The 19,033-nt window shown below is 63.7% G+C and carries 16 protein-coding genes; 12 read left to right on the forward strand and 4 right to left on the reverse strand.

The annotated features are described in order from the left end of the window. Positions 1 to 20 precede the first annotated feature (20 nt). The 3 genes from ACUSIJ_RS18715 (at position 21) to ACUSIJ_RS18725 (ending at position 2,241) form a co-directional block, all read left to right on the forward strand. Positions 21 to 1,073, forward strand: a complete 1,053-nt coding sequence (locus tag ACUSIJ_RS18715; protein ID WP_449310027.1) for a 3-carboxy-cis,cis-muconate cycloisomerase — start codon at positions 21 to 23, stop codon at positions 1,071 to 1,073. An 82-nt stretch (positions 1,074 to 1,155) separates the two neighbouring features. Continuing rightward, positions 1,156 to 1,740, forward strand: coding sequence for a permease (locus tag ACUSIJ_RS18720; RefSeq protein ID WP_449309925.1), 585 nt, complete (start codon positions 1,156 to 1,158; stop codon positions 1,738 to 1,740). Positions 1,741 to 1,743: 3 nt separating this feature from the next. Beyond that, complete coding sequence (locus ACUSIJ_RS18725; RefSeq protein WP_449309926.1) at positions 1,744 to 2,241, forward strand: hypothetical protein; 498 nt, start codon at positions 1,744 to 1,746, stop codon at positions 2,239 to 2,241. 124 nt (positions 2,242 to 2,365) lie between these two features. On the opposite strand, the gene ACUSIJ_RS18730 is transcribed toward ACUSIJ_RS18725, so the two are convergent. From ACUSIJ_RS18730 to ACUSIJ_RS18740, 3 genes are all read right to left on the reverse strand, one after another. Continuing rightward, positions 2,366 to 3,376 carry an aldo/keto reductase gene (locus tag ACUSIJ_RS18730; RefSeq protein ID WP_449309927.1) on the reverse strand — a complete coding sequence of 337 codons (1,011 nt, stop codon included), beginning with the start codon at positions 3,374 to 3,376 and terminating at the stop codon, positions 2,366 to 2,368. 119 nt (positions 3,377 to 3,495) lie between these two features. Further along, positions 3,496 to 3,708: a hypothetical protein gene (locus ACUSIJ_RS18735; RefSeq protein WP_449309928.1), complete on the reverse strand. Its 213-nt coding sequence runs from the start codon at positions 3,706 to 3,708 to the stop codon at positions 3,496 to 3,498. Positions 3,709 to 3,954: 246 nt separating this feature from the next. Beyond that, a complete protein-coding gene (locus ACUSIJ_RS18740) occupies positions 3,955 to 5,292 on the reverse strand; it encodes a Rieske 2Fe-2S domain-containing protein (protein WP_449309929.1) in 1,338 nt (445 codons plus the stop codon). A 228-nt stretch (positions 5,293 to 5,520) separates the two neighbouring features. Here ACUSIJ_RS18740 and ACUSIJ_RS18745 point away from each other — a divergent pair, with 228 nt between their 5' ends. The 3 genes from ACUSIJ_RS18745 to ACUSIJ_RS18755 all read left to right on the forward strand — a co-directional run bounded on the left by ACUSIJ_RS18745 (position 5,521) and on the right by ACUSIJ_RS18755 (position 8,352). After that, positions 5,521 to 6,276 carry an IclR family transcriptional regulator gene (locus ACUSIJ_RS18745; RefSeq protein ID WP_449309930.1) on the forward strand — a complete coding sequence of 252 codons (756 nt, stop codon included), beginning with the start codon at positions 5,521 to 5,523 and terminating at the stop codon, positions 6,274 to 6,276. 60 nt (positions 6,277 to 6,336) lie between these two features. After that, entirely contained in the window at positions 6,337 to 7,281 is a 945-nt protein-coding gene (locus ACUSIJ_RS18750) for a PDR/VanB family oxidoreductase (protein WP_449309931.1), read from the forward strand. A 135-nt stretch (positions 7,282 to 7,416) separates the two neighbouring features. Beyond that, complete coding sequence (locus tag ACUSIJ_RS18755; RefSeq protein ID WP_449310028.1) at positions 7,417 to 8,352, forward strand: LysR family transcriptional regulator; 936 nt, start codon at positions 7,417 to 7,419, stop codon at positions 8,350 to 8,352. Between the two features lie 61 nt (positions 8,353 to 8,413). Here the strand turns inward: ACUSIJ_RS18755 and ACUSIJ_RS18760 are convergent, their stop codons facing one another. Next, on the reverse strand, positions 8,414 to 9,466 hold the full coding sequence (locus ACUSIJ_RS18760) for an ABC transporter substrate-binding protein (RefSeq protein WP_449309932.1): 1,053 nt from the start codon (positions 9,464 to 9,466) through the stop codon (positions 8,414 to 8,416). Between the two features lie 287 nt (positions 9,467 to 9,753). Between ACUSIJ_RS18760 and ACUSIJ_RS18765 the strand changes: the two genes are divergently transcribed. The 6 genes from ACUSIJ_RS18765 to ACUSIJ_RS18790 all read left to right on the forward strand — a co-directional run bounded on the left by ACUSIJ_RS18765 (position 9,754) and on the right by ACUSIJ_RS18790 (position 18,944). Beyond that, positions 9,754 to 10,746, forward strand: a complete 993-nt coding sequence (locus tag ACUSIJ_RS18765; RefSeq protein ID WP_449309933.1) for an ABC transporter substrate-binding protein — start codon at positions 9,754 to 9,756, stop codon at positions 10,744 to 10,746. 66 nt (positions 10,747 to 10,812) lie between these two features. After that, a complete protein-coding gene (locus tag ACUSIJ_RS18770; RefSeq protein ID WP_449309934.1) occupies positions 10,813 to 12,564 on the forward strand; it encodes an ABC transporter permease in 1,752 nt (583 codons plus the stop codon). A gap of 21 nt (positions 12,565 to 12,585) precedes the next feature. Then, positions 12,586 to 13,704, forward strand: a complete 1,119-nt coding sequence (locus ACUSIJ_RS18775) for an ABC transporter ATP-binding protein (RefSeq protein ID WP_449309935.1) — start codon at positions 12,586 to 12,588, stop codon at positions 13,702 to 13,704. A gap of 392 nt (positions 13,705 to 14,096) precedes the next feature. Then, positions 14,097 to 15,038 carry a LysR family transcriptional regulator gene (locus ACUSIJ_RS18780; RefSeq protein ID WP_449309936.1) on the forward strand — a complete coding sequence of 314 codons (942 nt, stop codon included), beginning with the start codon at positions 14,097 to 14,099 and terminating at the stop codon, positions 15,036 to 15,038. An 82-nt stretch (positions 15,039 to 15,120) separates the two neighbouring features. Continuing rightward, positions 15,121 to 16,905, forward strand: a complete 1,785-nt coding sequence (locus ACUSIJ_RS18785; protein ID WP_449309937.1) for a hydantoinase B/oxoprolinase family protein — start codon at positions 15,121 to 15,123, stop codon at positions 16,903 to 16,905. Next, positions 16,905 to 18,944, forward strand: coding sequence for a hydantoinase/oxoprolinase family protein (locus tag ACUSIJ_RS18790; protein WP_449309938.1), 2,040 nt, complete (start codon positions 16,905 to 16,907; stop codon positions 18,942 to 18,944). The genes ACUSIJ_RS18785 and ACUSIJ_RS18790 overlap by 1 nt, the downstream gene beginning before the upstream one ends. The last annotated feature ends 89 nt before the right edge of the window (positions 18,945 to 19,033 follow it).

Below are 19,033 nucleotides of genomic sequence, written 5' to 3' on the forward strand. Positions count from 1 at the left end.
CACCGATGACCGATGACGCCATTGCGGTCGTGGCTTTCGACCACCCATTCCTCGCCGGGCTCGTCGGCGACGCGCAGGTTGCGGCGCATCTCGGCGCCGAAGCGGATATCCGCGCCATGCTGGCCTTCGAGGCAGCGCTGGCGCGGGCGGAAGCGTCGTTCGGCTTTGTGCCGCAGGACGCCGCCGCCCGCATCGATGCGGTTTGCGCCGCCTTCCGGCCCGATCTTCCGATGCTCCGTGAGGCCACCCGCCGGGACGGCGTCCCCATCCCGGAGCTCGTGCGCCAGCTGCGGCAGGCAGCGGGAGACGACGGCCAATACGTGCATCTCGGCGCCACGAGTCAGGATGCCATCGACACCAGCCTGATGCTGCGCCTCAAGGCCATTCTCGCGCTGTTCGAGGATCGGCTGCGGCGCATCGACGACGGCCTCGCGGCGCTCGACGAACGCTACGGCGCGCGGATATTGACGGGTCACACCCGGATGCAGGCGGCGATCCCGATCACCGCCGGTGACCGCATCGCCACGTGGCGCGCGCCGCTGCAGCGTCACCGCTCCCGCCTGCAGGACGCTGCCGCGACGGCGCTCGCGGTCCAGTTCGGGGGGGCGGCGGGCACGCTGGAGAAGCTCGGAGACAAAGGCCCCGGCGTTCGCGCCGCGCTGGCGGACGCGCTCGGTCTCGCCGATGCGGCGCAGTGGCACAGCCAGCGCGACCGCCTCGTGGAGCTGGCGAACGACCTGTCGCTCGTCAGCGGCAGTCTCGGCAAGTTCGGCCAGGACATCGCGCTGCTGGCGCAGGCCGGCGGCGAGCTGTCGCTCACCGGCGGGGGCGGTTCCTCCGCCATGCCGCACAAGCAGAATCCGGTGCCGGCCGAGGTGCTGGTGACGCTGGCGCGCTTCAACGCCGTGCAGATATCGGGGCTGCACCATGCGATGGTGCACGAGCAGGAGCGTTCCGGCGCGGCGTGGACGCTGGAATGGCTCGTCCTGCCGCAGATCATCCTGGCGACAGGCGCGGCACTGCGTCATGCGGCGGGGCTGATCGACGGCATTCGCGGCATCGGCCGCGCCTGACGGCAGCGCTAACGGAGGGGTGAGAAGCGGCATTTGCAGGAACGCGATATTGAGGGATCGGCCTGATCGGAGATCTTTACCCATGGACAATCTCTCGGCAACGCGCGCCGTCGCAAAGGCGCTCAGGCGTGGCTTCGACAGTTCTTTCGTATTCTTTCTGGTGCTCGCCGTCGGCAGCGGGCTTGCGTGCTGGCTCCTGCGCGGGCCGGAGACGATGTGGCAGAGCCTGGTGGAAGACGCCGACATGCTGAGCTTCCTGTTGCCCAAACTCGCCGCCGCTGCCGCCGTCTCCGCCATGGTCCCGATCCTGCTGCCGCGCGAGGTCGTCGCGCGCTGGCTGGGAGAAAGCTCCGGGGTTCGGGGCGTGGTGATCGCCTCGGCGGCGGGCTCGGTCATGCCCGGCGGGCCGATCACCTCGTTTCCGCTGGTTGCCGCCCTGCAGGCGGCGGGCACCGGGCGGCAGACGCTGATCGCCTTCCTCACCGCCTGGTCCGTGCTCGGCATCCAGCGCATCCTGGTGTGGGAACTGCCGCTCATGGGCTCCGAATTCGTGATCGTCCGCGTGCTCGTGTCATTCGAACTCCCCCTCATCGCGGCGGGAATTGCCCTTCTCGCCATCCGTTTCGCCGATGCGCGGAAGGGCGAGATCGCCGGGGAGGACAAGTGAGCCATGGATGAGATCACCATCCTGTTATGGGTCCTGGCGCTGGTCTGCGGCATCGTCGTCTGGCGCAAGCACGGCGACGCGGCGGCAAGCGTATTTCCCCAGGCGGTCCGCACCTTCGTCGGCTTTCTGCCCCGGCTCGTGCTGGCGCTGCTGGCGGCGGGGTTCATCAGCAAGCTGGTGCCGGCGGATGCCGTCGCCGACCTGATCGGCAAGGACAGCGGGCTGGGGGGAGTGCTGATCGCCTCGTTCATCGGCGGCTTCGTGCCCGGCGGGCCGATCATCTCCTTTCCGATCGTCGTCGTGCTGCGCGATGCCGGCACCGGCCCGGCGCAGCTCATCGCCTTCCTCACCGCCTGGTCCGTGCTCGCCATTCACCGGGTGCTGATCTACGAGTCGACCCTGATGGGGTGGCGCTTCAGCGCGCTGCGCCTCGGCTCGTCCGTGGTGCTCGCTCCGCTCGCGGGCTGCGGCGCGATGCTCCTCTATACTATTCTACAGTAGATCGTCCCGGGCCGGATCGGCGCGGCCCGCTGCTACTGCATCCAACCAAAAATGGATCCATTCGCGGCTCGGCAGTCCCGCGCGTGGGACGCGGGAAATCATCGACACTATCGCGGGGAAGGCGTCAGGAACGCCAGATGTCCTCGATCCTTGCCAGAACCGTGTCCGGCAAGGGGCCGGCCGCCGAGGCCTCGGCGGCAGCGGTCACCTGTGCGGCGGAGGATATGCCGCCGAGCAATGTGCTGACGCCCGGGTTGCTCAGCACGAATCTGTAGGCCAGCGCGACGAGGTCGATGCCGAGTTCCGCCGCCAGCGCCTGGAACGCGCGGGGCAGCCGCAGCGCGCCCCTGACGTCGAGCGCCTCGATATCCTTGCGCCTTGCCAGCGGGTGCGTCTGCGTGCCCGCGAGGATCGCATCGGTCAGAAGGCCCCCGGCGAGCGGGCTGAAGACGGCGATGCCCGCGCCCGCAGCCCCGGCGGCGTCGATCACCCGTCCGTAGTCCGGTTTCGCCGCAAGCCCCTCCGGCATGGCCCGGCCGGCCGTGGGATTGAGCAAGGTGTAGGGCACGTTGATCATGTGGAAGAGGCCGGTCCGGAGAAGCTCGCCGACTTCATCGCGGTCATCCCCGCGGGATATGAAGCCCGCGAAGCGGGCCTTGCCGTCTTTCAGCAGTCGGTTCACGCCGTCTAGCACGCCGCCGGGGCGCAGGTAATCCTCAAGCCACAGCGTGGCATAGAAAGCGCCTTCCATCGCGGGTCTCTCCGCTACGGGGCCATTGTGGATCTGCACGATATCCACCCCATCCAGCCGGAGCCGGCGCAGGCTTTCCTCCACCGATGTCACGATATGGCCGGCGATGTCGCCGAGGTTCCCGGCACGCACCTCCACCTTGGTGTTGACGACCGGGCGCGCGCCGAGTTCCTTCAGCACGCGGCCCAGATTTTCCTCGGCGGCGCCGGCGCCATAGTCCGGCGCGTTGTCGAAATACGTGATGCCGAGATCAAGGGCATGGGCGATCACGCGGCTCTGCTCGGCCGGGTCGGCGCCCACCATGAGCCCGGCATTGCCGCCGCAGCCGAAACCGACTTCCGAGACCATGAGGCCGGTGGAACCGACACTGCGCTGCTTGATCATTCATTCAACCCCGAAAACAACCGGAAGTACCGGCGGCAAACCCCCTGCCCTCCGGATCCTGACCGAATCCGGAGGGATGAAATCCCGTATCCGCTCATGTCATCCGATACGCGATCGCATCAGGTCTCGAGCACCCGGGCCGATTGCAGGCGGCCTTCGCTGCTGATCTCGCACACGACGAGCCGATTGTTCGACACGTCGATACGCGCGATCACGTTCTTGTCCCCGGCCGAGACGGAAGGCGACACCGTCACGCTCTTCACCGTCATCGTTGGCACCTGGTCGAAGATCTCATTGAGAAGGGCGTCGACCTCTTCACGCGTAATGGACATTTCAGCTCCCGATCCGGTCGGACTTGCAGGATTGTTTGCGCGGCATGCACGATGGCGGGTAATCAGCGCCGACCTTTGCCGCAGCATATAGCGTCAAGCCGAAAAGTGCGTGCACTTTTCGGAAAAACTTGATGCATACACAAATGAGTAGAGCGGCGGAACGATTCGGTTTGAATGCCGCCGCTCCAGTCTCTTCGACACCATTTCCAATTCAAAGAGACATTTCCAATTCAAAGAGACATGCGGTCAGGCATTCGCCGTGTCGCGCGCGGCTTCGGCGGTACGCCTGATCTCGAATTCCTCGATCCGGCGGTGAAGGTCCTTGACATCTTCGATGATGGGGCCGTAGCGGTCCGCGTCGTCGTTGGCGAAGCCCTTGTGGTAGTATTTGCGGAAGCCGTGCTTGTGGAAGGTGTCAGGCTTGCCGGCGGTAGGGTGCAGCATGTCCGGGCTCTTGGCGAAGGTGTTCATCGGCGCGAGCCCTTCCTCGACGCGCTTGATCTGCTCGCCGAGCTGGCGGCGCAACAGCACGATCGGGATATCGGTGCGGCCCAGCAGTTCGGTGGTCCGGTCCGCGATCGGGCCCTGGGCGACCCAGACGATGGCGTCCTGCGCCAGCACGTAATCGAGGATGGCGTTGCCATTTTCGTCATACTGGGGCGGCACGTAGTAGGGCACGACGTCCTGCTGCGGCACCTCGACCCCCCTGGGGGCGGCATAGCACTGATAGCAGATGTGATAGGTATGGGTGTCGTCGATCGGCACGCGGATCTGGTATTCCGAGCGCGGCGCGCCGCTTCGCCCGGTCTGGGTATAGAAGGGGAAGATCACCGCGGAGTGTTCCTGGTCCTTGTCCTCCGCGGCCCCGAGTGCCTTGGAATAGCGGATGCCCTTGCGGAAACCGTACTCGGTCTGCTCGGCATAAAGTTCCTTGATGCCGATGCCGACCCGCTTGCGCTGGTGCAGGGTATGGAGCTGATCGGCGCTGTGGTGATCGAAGTCCTTCTGCCGGCTGATCGCATATTCGAACAGGTACCCGTGCGTCCACGCGCTGTGGGCCGGATCACCGGTATTTTCCTGGCATTGCAGCCAATTGCAGTCGAGGATAGTGATGCCGATCTGGCGGATGGCATTGGGCCAGACGAGCAGGTCCCAGCGCGGCAGGTCGGGGGCGGGTAGCGGTCCCATATAGGCGAAGACGAGGCCGCCGAGTTCCTGCACGGGATAACCCTTCAGCTTCTGCTTGATCTCGGCCTGCGGTGCGCCTTCCATCGGACGCTCGACGCATTTGCCGGTCTCGTTGAAGAGCCAGCCGTGGTAGGGACAACGCAATCCGCATTCATCCGGAATCCCATACTGCAAATCGACGTTGCGGTGCAGGCAGCGATCGCCGATGAGGCCGAGCTTGCCGCTCGTGGCCTTGTAGAGCACCAGATCCTCGCCGAGGATACGGACTTTCTTCACCGGATTCTCAAGCAACTCCGCATAGGGAGCGATCGGAATCCAGTAGCGACGCATGAGTTCGCCACAGGGGGTGCCGGGCCCGACGCGGGTCAGGCGATCATTCTGTTCTTGGCTGAGCATTTGGTCCTCCCAAGTCTATACGCCGCGACCGAAGCTCCAGCCGGCCGGGCAAATACCATCAAGGTCTCAGAAGCGTGGAACCGGAAGCGTGGGAAATCATCCTCCGGACGTGATATCCGGTCGCCGGACAACTGGGCTTCAACCCTGCGATTTGCAGTTTGTAACAATTGCAATCGTTCTGTCAAGGAGATCATATTCTTCTAGACGAAACATCATGGCGGTGCTAGCATGACAAATATGGATGCAAGAAACGAAGAAACGGACGGGGGAAGGGATCGCGTCGAGGCCGTGGAGCGTGCGATTGCGCTGCTGCAGTGCTTTGATGAGCCGGGTGAGAGTCTGACGCTTTCCGCCCTCGCCCAGCGTACCGGATTCTACAAGAGCACGATCCTGCGCCTTCTCGGATCGTTGCTGCATACGGGTTTCATGGACAGGGGGCCGGACGGGCGATACCTGCTCGGCCCGGAGCTGCGCCGGCTCGGCGAACTCAGCCGTTCAAAATTCACGCTTGAGGCAGTCGTGCGCCCGGTCCTGCGCGGTCTGACGACGGTCACGCGGGAGACCGCCTCGTTCTATGTGCGTGACGGCGAGGAGCGCATCTGCCTCTATCGGGAGAATTCGCCGCGCAGCGCGCGCCATCATCTGGAGGAAGGAACCAGGCATCCGTTGTCCTACGGCGCGGCCGGGCTGCTGCTGACGTGGTACGGCGACGCGTCGGACAACAAACATGCCGTGGAGTTGCGCGAGACGGGCTCGATCGTTTCCAAGGGCGGCCGGGACGAGGATCTGGCCGCGGTCGCCGTGCCGATCGTCAACCGCCACGGCGAACTCATCGGATCGTTGTCCGTATCGGGGTTGATCACCCGGTTCAGCGACGAACGCATTCAGACCGCCCGCGCGCTGCTCAAGGAAGCGGCCGAGGGCCTCAGGCCCCGTCTGCCGCGGCTGGGGGAAATCAATCTGCGCAGGCTGCACGAGAGCTGAGGCCGTGCGCCTGCCGACGGCAGCCCGCCAACGGGCGCCGGGAGGGAACAGGAGAAAAAGTTGGACGCCAAAACCATCGACATGCGGCTGGTCGCGATTCGCTATCTGGCCCATGAGATCCATCTCTTCGAATTCGAGCCGGTGGGCGGCGCGATATCGCCGGCAGCGGACGCCGGCTCCCACGTCGACGTCCATCTGCCGAATGACATGGTCCGGCCCTACTCTCTCGTGCACGCGGTCGATGAGGGCGGGCGTTACGTCATCGGCGTCAAGCGCGACGCTGCCGGCCGTGGCGGATCGGCCTGTCTTCACGAGAAGGTGCGTGTCGGTTCGGTGTTGAAGGTCGGCCTGCCCCGCAACAATTTCCCGCTGGTCGAAACCGCCGGCTACAGCGTGCTCATCGCCGGCGGCATCGGCATCACCCCGATCTGGTGCATGGCGCAGCGTCTGGCCGCGTGCGGCCACAGCTTCGAGCTTCATTACGCCTGCCGCGAGCGCCGCGACGCGGCCTTCCTCGAGGATCTGGAAAAGCTGCCGCACGTCCATCTCCACATCGACGCGGAAGCCGGCACCTTCCTCGATATCGCGCGGATCATCGACGGCGCGCCCGCAGGCTCTCACTTCTATTGCTGCGGACCGACGCCGATGCTCGATGCCTTCGAGGCGAAAACGGCCGGCATCGAACCCGAGCGCGTGCATCTTGAACGCTTCGGCCCGGCAAAGGCGGTGGCGCTCGACGGCGGCTTCGTCGTCGCGTTGCAGAACTCCGGTCAGGAATTCGCGGTTCCGCAGGGAAAATCGATCCTGCACGTCCTGCGCGACGCCGGCTTCGATGTCGACTTTTCCTGCGAGCAGGGCATCTGCGGGGCCTGCCGTGTGCAGGTCATCGACGGCACGCCCGATCATCAGGACATGGTGCTTTCCGACGAGGAGAAGGAGAAAGGCGACACGATGATGATCTGCTGTTCCGGCTCCAAATCGCCGCGCCTGACACTCGCTCTCTGATTGCGGAAGGACGACGTGGCACGGCTGCGCGACGATCTCGACCATGCCGAACGATATGCTGTAAACTTTGAGTATCTGCTGCGGCGAACCTGCCGGCATCAGTGACACAGGTATAGATGAGGTGACGCCATCAACCTGAAACAACTCAACAATTTCATAAAGGCGGTAGAAGCCGGCAATATGACGAAGGCGGCCGAGCGGCTGAACGTCTCCCAAACCGCGCTCGGTCTGCAGATTCGCAATCTCGAAACCATGCTGGGTGTCGAACTTCTGGTCCGGCACTCGCGCGGCATCACCATGACGGACGCCGGGCGACTGCTTTTCGAGCGCGGCGTCACCATCATGCGTCTCGTGGAGGAGGCGAAGCGGGATGTCTCCGGCTTCCGGCAGTCGAACCACGAGAACATCGTGATCGGGGTCACCGCCAGCATCATGCGGCTGGTGGGCGCCGACTTTCTCGTGCAGGCGGTATCCGAACTCCCGGACGTATCCGTCAAGCTCGTCGAGGGGATGAGCTTCGTGCTGGTCGATCTTCTTCTTCGCGACGAGATCGACATCGCGCTCGCCTACGACGTGACCGAAAGCGTCACGTCCATCAGCACACCGCTGATGCAGGAGGAGCTGTTCTTCATCGCGGCGCCCGGCGGCCCTTTCGGCAACGGCAGCGTGACGTTTCGCGACGCAGTGGCGTCGAACCTCGCGCTGGCGAGCGACCGTGACAACGTCTGGCGGGCGGTGCACAGGGCGGCGAAGACACTGACGCTGCCGGTCAACGTGCGCTTCACGATCCAGTCGATCGAAACGATCCGGACTCTCGTGGCAAGGGGCGTGGCCACCAGCATCGTTCCCTATGGGGTCGTCGCGGATGATATCGCCAACGGGATCATCAAGGCGCACAAGCTCGAATCGCCCGAACTGGTGCGCACGCTCTATTTCGCCGAATCCCCGAACCGGATGCCGATCCGGCAGGAGGCGGCGCTCAAGCGCTTCATCGACATGCTCGTCGAGACGCTCGCCGAACGTATCGGACCCCAGGCGAGGGTCATCGGACGCTGCGCTCCGGCAGAATGAGATGCGCCGGCCCCCATTTCGGGGGCCGGCGCTTTCGTTCGACAGTCAGGCGGTCCAGAGGTCAGTTCGCCCGGCCGCGGACCACGATTTCCTGATAGAGCGGCTCCCACTTCTCGGCGCCGTCGAGCTTCTTCGCCGGATCGGCGATCGCGATCTCGATGTCATCGAGCGGCGACTCCACCTTGGTCGAGGCGGGAACGTAGCTCAGGCTCGTCAGGACCGGCTGCGCCTCGCTCAGCATGTAGTCGGCGAAAAGGGCAGCGGCATTGGGATGCTGCGCGGTCTTGATCACGCCGACGCCGTTGGAACGGGCGACGGCCGGTTCGATGGCGAACCAGTCGATCGGCGCTCCCTGGCTCTTGGCCTGGGAGGGCATATAGTTATAGAGCGTCAGCCCGACGGGCACCTCGCCCGCGGCCACCAGCGTGTTGAGCAGCGAGTGGCCCTTGCGGATCGACAGCCCGTTGGTCGCGACGAGGTCGCGGAAGAACTTGAGTCCCTCCTCCTCGCCCATGGTCTGGATCACGGTCGTGAACCAGTCGATGTTCTCCATCTCATAGCCGAGCTTGCCCTTCCATTTCGGATCGAGCAGATCGGCATAGGTCTTGGGCAGTTCGTCCTTGCTGATCAGGTTGGTGTTGTAAGCCTGGACCCAGACCGACAGCAGCGTGGACACCCATTCCTTGTGCTCGGGAACGGAGCCCTCCAGAAGATCGCCGAAATAGGGGGACTCGATCGGCTGGAGCATGCCCTCGCGGTGCAGCGCCTCCAGTTCCGGCGCGCCGACGTGGACCACGTCAACCGTATTGCGGCCGGCGCGCTGTTCCTGGATGACCCTTTGCAGAACCGTGTCGCCGCTGGCGCGCCAGACCACGACCTTGATGCCGTATTTTTCCTCGAAAGGCTTGATCAGCGGCTGGACGTCGCTCTGGGCGACGGAAGTGTAGAGCGTTAGGGTCCCCTCCTCCTTTGCGGCGGCTTCGAGCTTTTCCGCGCGATCGGGAGTGGACAGGGTCAGCAGTTCGTTGCCCGCCGCATAAACCGGGGCGCTGACCATCGTGGCCGCGAGAGCAACGGCACCGGCCAGCATGACGAAACGACGGCGTAGATTCATCGTGTCTTTCCTCCTCGTTTTTATTGGGACGCTGTCCGGCTCATCCTTTCGGGGGATAAAACGGGGGCCGGCGCGTTGAACTCAGGGGGGTGCTCCGAGCGCTCGGCAACCTCCAAGTCACGGCGATCCTACAGAGATTCCAATGTAACTAGAACATCAAAAAGCTGCGCGCTCTCCCATGAAAATAATCTTGGAAACGCAGTTCCCGCTGTTCTACGCCAATAGGAAAGTGGGCGACCTGTGATGTCCGTTCCAGAAATCATGAAGCATTGCGAGGAAGGAGTGACATGGCAAACTTGCGTCTGACGATGGGATGCTGGGACTATGACCGGACACGCGCCTTGATGGAAGGCGCGGTCAGACCGGACGGAATCGAGCTCACCTGTCTCAACCTTCCCGTCGAGGAAACCTTCTTCCGCATGTTGCGATACAAGGAGTTCGACATCGCGGAAATGTCGCTCTCCTCCTACGTCGTTTCGCTGTTCAGGGAAGATCGCCCGTTCATCGCCATTCCTTTCTTTCCGTCCCGCTTTTTCCGGCATTCGTCGATCTACGTGAACGCCGGGTCCGGCATCCGCGAGCCGAGGGATCTCATCGGCAAGCGCGTCGGCTGCCCGGAATATCAGATGACGGCGCCGGTCTGGATCCGCGGCATTCTCTCGGACGAATACGACGTGCCTGTCGACGCCGTCACCTATTACACCGGCGGCGAGGAATCGCCCAACCGCAGCGAAAAGCTCAAGCTGGCCCTGCCGCCGCATATCAGGGTGGAGCCGATCGGCCCGGATCAGACCCTCGCCGCCATGCTTCGCGACGGCGAGATCGACGCGCTCTATACCGCCCGCAAGCCGTCGACCTACGAAGGCAACGGCGGCCGGGTGCGGCGGCTCTTCGAGGACTACGTCGGCGTGGAACGCGACTATTTCGCCCGTACCGGCATCTTCCCGATCATGCACACCATCGCGATCCGGCGCGAGGTCTACGAGAGCAACCGGTGGATCGCGCAGTCGATTCTGAAGGCACTCAACGCGTCGCAGCAGAAGACCTATCAGGACCTTCAGGAATCCGCGGCGCTGAAGACCATGCTACCCTGGGCGATGGCGCACTACGAGGAAGCCGAGGCCGCCATGGGCGCCGACTTCTGGCCCAACGGCTTCGCCAGGAACAAGGAGACCCTGGACGTCTTTCTGCGCTACTCCTACGAACAGGGATTGTCGAAACGGCGGCTCGACGCGGAAGAGCTGTTCGCGCCCGAGACATTCGAGAGTTTCGTGATCTGACGACACGCGGGCGCAAGAAGGAAAATCAGCCGCGAAAAAACGGCGACAGGTATTTTGGGAGGCAACATGACATCGATCACACCGGACAGCGGCGCCGTTCACTCAGCCATGGCGCGCGGCTGGGGCCGCTCGTTCGACTCGAAATGGATCATCATCGGCGTCGCCATTCTCGTTGTCGCCTGGCTCGCGCTCATCCCGCTCGGCTTCCTGCTCTGGCAGAGCGTTTCCACGACGGTGACGGCGCAGGAGCAGGCGGCCTTCACGCTGGAGCACTATGCGACGGCCTTCGGCAACAGCGAGTCGCTGGCCCTCATGTCGACCTCGCTCCAGTTCTCCTTCGGCACGGCTGCCTTCGCGCTGGTGCTGGGCACCTTCTTCGCCTGGATCAACGAGCGCACGAACACACCGTTCAAGTCCCTGTTCTTCGCCATGTCGATCATCCCGCTCATCATTCCGGGCATCCTGTTCACCGTTTCGTGGATCATGCTGCTGAGCCCCCAGATCGGCATTCTCAACCAGTTCCTGAAGACCCTGTTCGGCCTGACGGATCCGATCTTCAACATCTACTCGCTGACCGGCATGATCTGGGTGGACGGCCTTCACTACGCGCCGGTCGCCTTCCTGCTGGTGACAGCCGCCTTCCGCTCCATGGACCCCTCGCTTGAGGAATCCGCCATGATGAGCGGCGCCTCCGTGATACAGACGGCGTTCAAGATCACGCTGCGGCTCGCTTGGCCGGCTATTCTCGCGGCCTTCCTCATTCTGTTCATCCGGGCGATCGAATCCTTCGAGGTGCCGGCCCTTCTGGGCCTGCCGGTGGGAATGCGCGTGTTCACCTCCGCGATTTACGACGCGGTCCATACCTATCCGAGCAATGTCGGCCTCGCATCCGCCTATGCCGTGGTGCTGCTGCTCATCACCTCGATCGGCATCTACTACCAGTCGCGCCTGTCCAGCCGGGGGTCGAAATATTCGACCGTGACGGGAAAAGGATTCAGGCCGCGCGTGACCGACATCGGCCGCTGGCGCTACGTGACGTCGGGCATCTTCATCCTCTATGTCATCTTCGTGGTCGGCCTGCCCTTCCTGGTGCTTTTCTGGGCGTCGCTGCAGCGCTACTACGCCGTTCCGTCCTGGGCGGCGCTGAACAACCTCTCGTTCGACGCCTATCTGAAGGTGCTCGACTATCCCGGCTTCTATACGTCGGTATGGAACAGCGCCAAGCTCGCGATCGGCAGCGCGACGGTCGTCATGCTGCTGACCTCGGTCATCTGCTGGATCACCATCAAGACGAAGATCCCCGGCCGCTGGATCCTCGACATGCTGGCGTCGCTGCCGCTGGTGTTCCCGGGTATCGTGCTCGGCCTGTCGCTGATGATCTTCTATCTGAACTTCGACATCGGCATCTACGCCACGCTGTGGATCATGCTGATGGCCTACGTGATCAAGTTTCTGCCCTACGGCATGCGCTACAACAGCACGTCGATGATCCAGATCCACAAGGAGCTGGAAGAATCCGCGTCGATGAGCGGCGCCTCCTGGGCAACGACATTCCGGCGGGTCGTCTTTCCGCTGCTTAAGCCGGGCCTGACGGCGGGGTGGATCTACATCATCGTGGTTTCGGTGCGTGAACTGTCGAGCTCGATCCTGCTCTACAGCCCCGGCAACGAGGTCATATCGATCATGATCTGGGAGTTCTGGCAGAACGGTCAGTATGTCGAGCTGTCCGCCTTCGGCGTGATGATGATCACGGCCCTGTTCTGCTTCCTGATGCTGGTACAGTCGCTGTCGAAGCGCTTCGGCGTCAAGGGATTCTGAATCAATCGGGGAGGAAAAAACATGCTATCGATCGAAAACCTCAGCACGGTCTACCAGGCGCCCGGGGCCAAGCCGGTCCTTGCGGCGAGCGACATCAACTTCACGGTGCCGAAAGGCCGGCTCTTCACGCTGCTCGGCCCCAGCGGCTGCGGCAAGACCACGACGCTGCGCTCGATCGCCGGGCTCGAGCGCCCCACGACGGGCACCATCAAGGTCGGGAACAGGGTCGTCTATTCGTCCGCCTCCAACATTTTCGTGGCGCCCAACCATCGCCAGTTCGGCATGGTGTTCCAGTCCTACGCGATCTGGCCGCACATGAGCGTGTTCCAGAACGCGGCCTTCCCCCTGCAGGTGCGCAGCAAGCGCCTGTCCGCCAAGGAGATCAGGGACAAGGTGACGAAGGTGCTGGCAGCCGTTTCGCTCGATCATCTGGCCGAGCGCGAGGCCACGCGCCTGTCCGGTGGCCAGCAGCAGCGCCTCGCGCTGGCGCGCGCGCTCGTGATGGAGCCGAACCTGCTGCTGCTGGACGAGCCGCTGTCGAACCTCGACGCCAAACTGCGCGACAAGATGCGTTTCGAACTCAAGAAGATGCAGCGCGACCTCGGCCTGACGACCATCTACGTAACCCACGATCAGAGCGAGGCGCTGGCGCTTTCCCATGAAATCGCGGTCATGAACCAGGGCAGGATTGTCCAGATCGGCTCACCGCGCGACATCTACGAGCGTCCGGCGACGCAGTTCGTGGCGGACTTCATCGGCACTACGAATTTCGTCGACGGCAAGGTGCGCGGCAGTTCGCGGGACAGCCTGACCGTCGATACGGGCATCGGCCAGCTGACCGTCGAAGGACGGCCGGGGATCGCCATCGGCTCGGACATTTCGCTCTCGATCCGGCCGGAGGACCTGCATCTGTCGGAAGAGCCCCCCGCGCCCTCCGACCGCTCGGTGCTGACCGGGACGGTGACGGCGAAGGTGTTTCTGGGCGAATGCCTGGATTTCAAGATCGACGTCAACGGCACCCAGCTTCTGTCGCGCGCCCACCCGTCGGTGCGCACGCCGGTCGGCGAGAAGATCTACATCGCGATCGATCCCGCCAAGTGCACGCTGCTCAGCGACCGGGCCGTTGCGGCGGCGGCGTGACCGCCACCGCTCCGCGCCAGGCCTGAGCGATCGCGCAAGATTGCGCGGGCACATGTCCCGATCCGCCGGATTGGGGCACGCGCCCCGGTGCCCTCACCACATTATAATCGATCAAATGATTCCCTTTGATGGGAAAGCGCGCTAGCCTGCTATCCTGATCTCGCAAGGCGCCTGGTTTTCCAACGGGGCGCCAGAAGTGGCGGCCGGAGCGAGATACCTTTCCAGATTCGCCGTTCAGCTCCGCCGCCTCGTTTGCGCATGCGCTTTTCCGGAAAGTGGACCCGCTTTCCGGGATCGCACTTTGGGGAGGAAACCATCGGACGGGGGACGGCGGGAGAAGCGGCTTTTCGCCTCCTGCATCTCGCGCATTCGATGACAGGAAAGCCTTGCAAATGGCGCTGGAGTATCGAGACATCGTCGCTTTTCTGGCGGTTGCGCAATGCCAGAGCTATTCGAGAGCGGCGGAGAAGCTGAACCTTGCCCAGTCCGCGCTGAGCCGCCGCGTTCAGCGGCTGGAGCAGGACCTGGGGATCGACCTTCTCGAACGCCATCCGCGCGGCGTCAGGATGACCGAGGCGGGACGCCTGCTGATGACCCGCGCCGAGAAGCTCCATGTCGAATTCCATCGGATCGAGCAGGAACTAAAAACCTTCGCATCTTCCCCACCCCAGGAAGTCAGCGTGGCGATGCCGCAAGGCGCGGCGCGGCTCTTCACGACGCCGGTGATCGCCAGTTTTTACAACCGCCATCCCGAGGTTCGGCTGCGCATCATCGAGCGCGAAAGCGCCTACAACCGGGAAAGCGTCCTGCGCGGGGAAGCGGATTTTGCCCTGGTCTACAACGCCCAGCCGCACGAGGATCTGGCGCTCGTTCCGTTGCTGCACGAGCGGATACTGGTCGTCGCGCCCGGGCCCGCGGTCTCGAAGACCATCTATCCGGACCTGTACGATCTCGACGGGCTTGAGCGGCTCCCCCTCATCCTGCCAAGCCTGCCCCACACCTACCGCAGCGTCATCAGCCAGGCGTCGGGCCGCAAGGACTTTTCGCTCAACGTGATCATGGAGGTGAACGGCTTCGCAACCTCGCTGGAGATGGTGCAGAAGGGCCTGGGATACACGATCTCGACCTTTCCGCCCTTGCAGGCCGCCATCGAAAGAAGCGAGGTGATCTGCATCCCGATCACCTCGCCCAGTTGCGAGGTGACGCTTTCCCTGGTGCATCGAGTCGACCGCCCTCCCCGGCCGATTCTCGGCGATCTTCAGGATATCATCCAGGACGTGGCGCGCTCCATCGAGCCCTCGGCCTACTGGCGAAAGGCGGATGGAGCACGCTGAGCGGCCTCTATGCCGGTTTGAGATAGCGCCGATCTCAAAATTGATCTTGATCAAGATTCCGATCGATACAATCATTCTCGTGATGATCAGTGAAAGGGAGGCGTTAAGCTTCCCTCTTCGTAGGGGATCTACTAACGTGAATGCAATTGATCTTGAGGTCGTGCATCAATCAACTCTTCAGGTCGCACGGGAACTGACGTTGAATATGCTGAGGACAGGCTATTCGACCATCATAAAAGAGAGTCAGGATTTTACATTTGCGATTTTCGACCGTCGCGGCCGGCTGGTGGCCCAGGGGATTCCGCAACCGCTTCATATCGGTCCGCTGGTCGCCCAGGTCAACGAGATCCGTCGGCATTTCACCGGACGCACTGACCCGGGAGACGCCTTCATCGTCAACCATCCTTACCGGGCATGCCAGAATCACGCGACCGATGTGACCGTCATTTCCCCGGTCTTCATCAACGACAAGCTCGTCGCCTATATCGGCAACATCGCGCACAAGCCGGATCTGGGCGGCAAGGTGCCCGGAACGAACAGCGGCGACGCCACCGATCTGTTTCAGGAAGGCCTGCTCATTCCGCCGCTGAAGATACAGGTCAGGGGCGAGCTCAATGACGATCTGCGCGAGATGATCTGCGCCAATACCAGGACGCCGGAAGTCACGTGGGGCGACATCAACGCCCAGATCAAGACCAACAATTACGGCCTCGAGAAGCTCGCCGAACTGTTCGACAAGTATGGGGTGGCCAAAGTGCTCGGCTGCTGGGAGCGCTGGATGGACATCTGCGAGGAGGAGTTGCGCAAGGAGATCGCCAGCATTCCCGAAGGTGTCTACGGTCCCGAGACCGATTTCCTTGACGACGACGGCGTCGATCTCGGGCGCTCCCACCGCATCTCCGCAACGCTGGAGGTCAAGGACGGCCGCCTTCACTTCATTCTCGACAGTGACGCGCAGGCACGGGGGCCGATCAATCTGCGGCCCTGCGTCTCCCGCAACTTCATTGAATGCCTTGTCAAGATGGTCTTCCTCCCCACCCTGCCGGTGAACGGCGGACTATCCCGGCTGGTCAGCGTGACCTATCCGGAAGAGGGCTCGCTGCTCAACCCGCGTTTTCCGGCTCCGGTCAATATGTATGTGAGGCCGAGCCAGATCACGACGTCCGTCGTGATGCGCACCCTTGCGCGCGCCGTACCCGGACGCGTGCCGGCACCCGGCAGCGCGGCGGGCGGATCGATCAGCAGTGCCGGGCGCCACCCGAAAACGGGTCGCTGGTTCTCCCAGTACGAGATCTTCAACGGAGGCACAGGCGCCAGACCTTTCGCCGACGGCGTGAGCGCCATGGATGAACTGGTCGTGAACGTCATGAACACGCCGGTCGAGGCGCTGGAGTCCGAATTTCCGGTGCGCGTTGAGCGCTACGAGCTGGTTGCCGATACGGCGGGCGCCGGCATGTTCCGGGGCGGGCTAGGCACGCGCCGCCAGTGGCGCATCCTGTCCGACGAATCCCTCGTCAATCTGCGGACCGACCGTTTCAAATATTCCTCGCCCGGCCTCTTCTCGGCGCTTCCGGCGCGCCCTTCCCGCGCCACCCTCAATCCGGGCACCGCGGGCGAGCGCGAATTGACATCCAAGGTTTCCGGCCTTCGCCTCTCCAAGGGAGATCTCCTCTCGTGGGAAATGGCCGGAGGTGGCGGATGGGGTCATCCCCACAAGCGCGATCCCGAACGAGTCCGGTCCGATGTGGCCAACGGCTATGTCTCGGTCGAGGCAGCGCGGCGGGACTACGGCGTCGTCATCGATCCCGCCGACATGACGATCGACCGGCGCGCGACAGCGAAACTCAGAATGGAGGAGGCCGCGTAATGGGTATGCGGATTGGCATCGATGTCGGCGGCACATTCACCGACGTGACGGGCTTCGACGATCAGCGCGCCGAAGTCGTGCTGACGCGGAAATATTCCTCCAACCCCGCCGAACCCATGCAGGTCATGAACCGGATCGCCTCGGACCTCGCCGCCGAGTTCGGTCCCGAAGCGATCTCGCTCGTTCTTCATGGCTCGACGGCTGCGCTCAACACCCTACTCGAAGACAAGGGCGTCAAAGTCGGGCTGCTGACGAACGCCGGATTCCGGGATATCTACGAGATCGGCCGGCAATGGCGCGGCGAGGAGGTGTTCAACATTTTCGCGCCGGCGCCCAAGATGCTGCTTGAGCGCGCCTGTGTCCATGAAGTCGGGGGCCGCCTCGACTGGGCCGGCGAGGAAGTGGCACCGCTCAACCGGGAGGACGTGGAACGCGGCACCAGGGCGCTGCTCGAACAAGGGGTCGAGGCGATCGCCATCGCTTTCCTCTTCTCCTATGCCAACGACAGGCACGAACGCGAGGCGGCCGAGATCGTCCGCTCCATCGCGCCCAATCTGTTCGTCGCCCTGTCGAGCGACGTCAATCCGGAATGGCGCGAATACGAACGCACCGCGTCGACCGTCGCCAATTGCTACATCGGCCCGCCGGTCGCGCGCTATCTCAAGAACCTGGAGGATCTTCTCACCGGACAGTTTCCGCACTGCCGGCCGCTGATGATGAAATCCGACGGCGGGGCGGGCAGCGCGGCGATGCTGGCGAACAAGCCCATCCAGACGGTGATGTCGGGCCCTGTCGCCGGCGTCATCGGCAGCCGCTATATCGGCGACCTGAAACGGATCGACAACCTGATCACGTTCGATACGGGCGGCACCAGCTCCGACATGGCGGTCATTCCCGGTCAGCCGATGTTCCGGTCGGAGGTCGCCGTCGGGCGCCATCCGCTGCGCACCCAGACCGTCGACATCGACACCATCGGCGCCGGCGGCGGCAGCATCGCCTCGGTGGAGCTCAGTGGCGTTCTCAAGGTGGGCCCGCGCAGCGCCGGGGCATGGCCGGGACCGGCCTGCTACGGACGCGGCGGCGTCGAGCCGACGCTCACCGACGCCCTCGTCGTGCTCGGGCATCTGAACCCGTCCGCCCTGTTGCAGGGAGAGATGCAGCTCGCCAGGGATCGGGCGTGGCAGGCGGTGCACGAGAAACTCGCCGTCCCGCTGGGGATGGACGACGCAGACGCCGCCTGGGGCGTCCTGACCGTGCTCGCCAACAATTGCGTCACAGCGATGCGCACCATCACCATCGAGCGCGGCTACGACCCGCGCGAATTCACGCTGATCCCGTTCGGCGGGATGGGGCCGACGATCGCCGGCAAGATCGCGAAAGATCTCGGCGTCGGGCGCTTGCTGGTGCCGTGCGATCCGGGCACGTTCAGCGCCTGGGGCATGCTGGTGACGGACGTTCATCAAGAACTGAGCCAGACGAAACTCATCCCGCTCGACAACGCCCAGCCGGAGGAGATCGAGGCCGTTTTCGCCACGATGGAGGAGCGCATCATCGACGATCTCGAGCGCGAGCGCTTCACGCGCGACCATTTGCGCACCCTGCGCTCGGCGGGATTGCGCTACCGGGGACAATCCTACGAAGTCACGGTTCCCATCGGCCGGATTACGACGGAAGACGACCTGGCCGGCATCGCCCGGCGCTTCCACGACGCCCATCAACGCCGCTACGGCCATATGGCGGAAGGCGAGACGATCGATATTGTGACCTTTAAAGTGACGGGAGTGGGCGAGATCGCCAAGCCCTCCCTGACGCCCGTCACGACCCGCTCCGACGGGCCGCCGGTTCCCCTGTCGGTTCGCTCCGCCTATTTCGGCGAGCACGGCGCCCTGGAGGCGGCAGTTTACCGCCGTACGGACCTGCATCCTGGCGCCCGGCTGAACGGCCCCGCCATCCTGGAAGAGCGCACGTCGACCGTCGTTCTTTACCCGGGGCAGCAGGCCACTGTGGATGAATACCTGAACCTGGAAATAACCCAGTGAGGCAACAAGCCCTCATCCCGGCGGGTTGCCGCCGGGACGACCGGCAGCGCTTTCAGGAAAAGAACATGCGAAACCAAGGACACGGAACG

This window comes from Pseudochelatococcus sp. B33 (assembly GCF_053570585.1).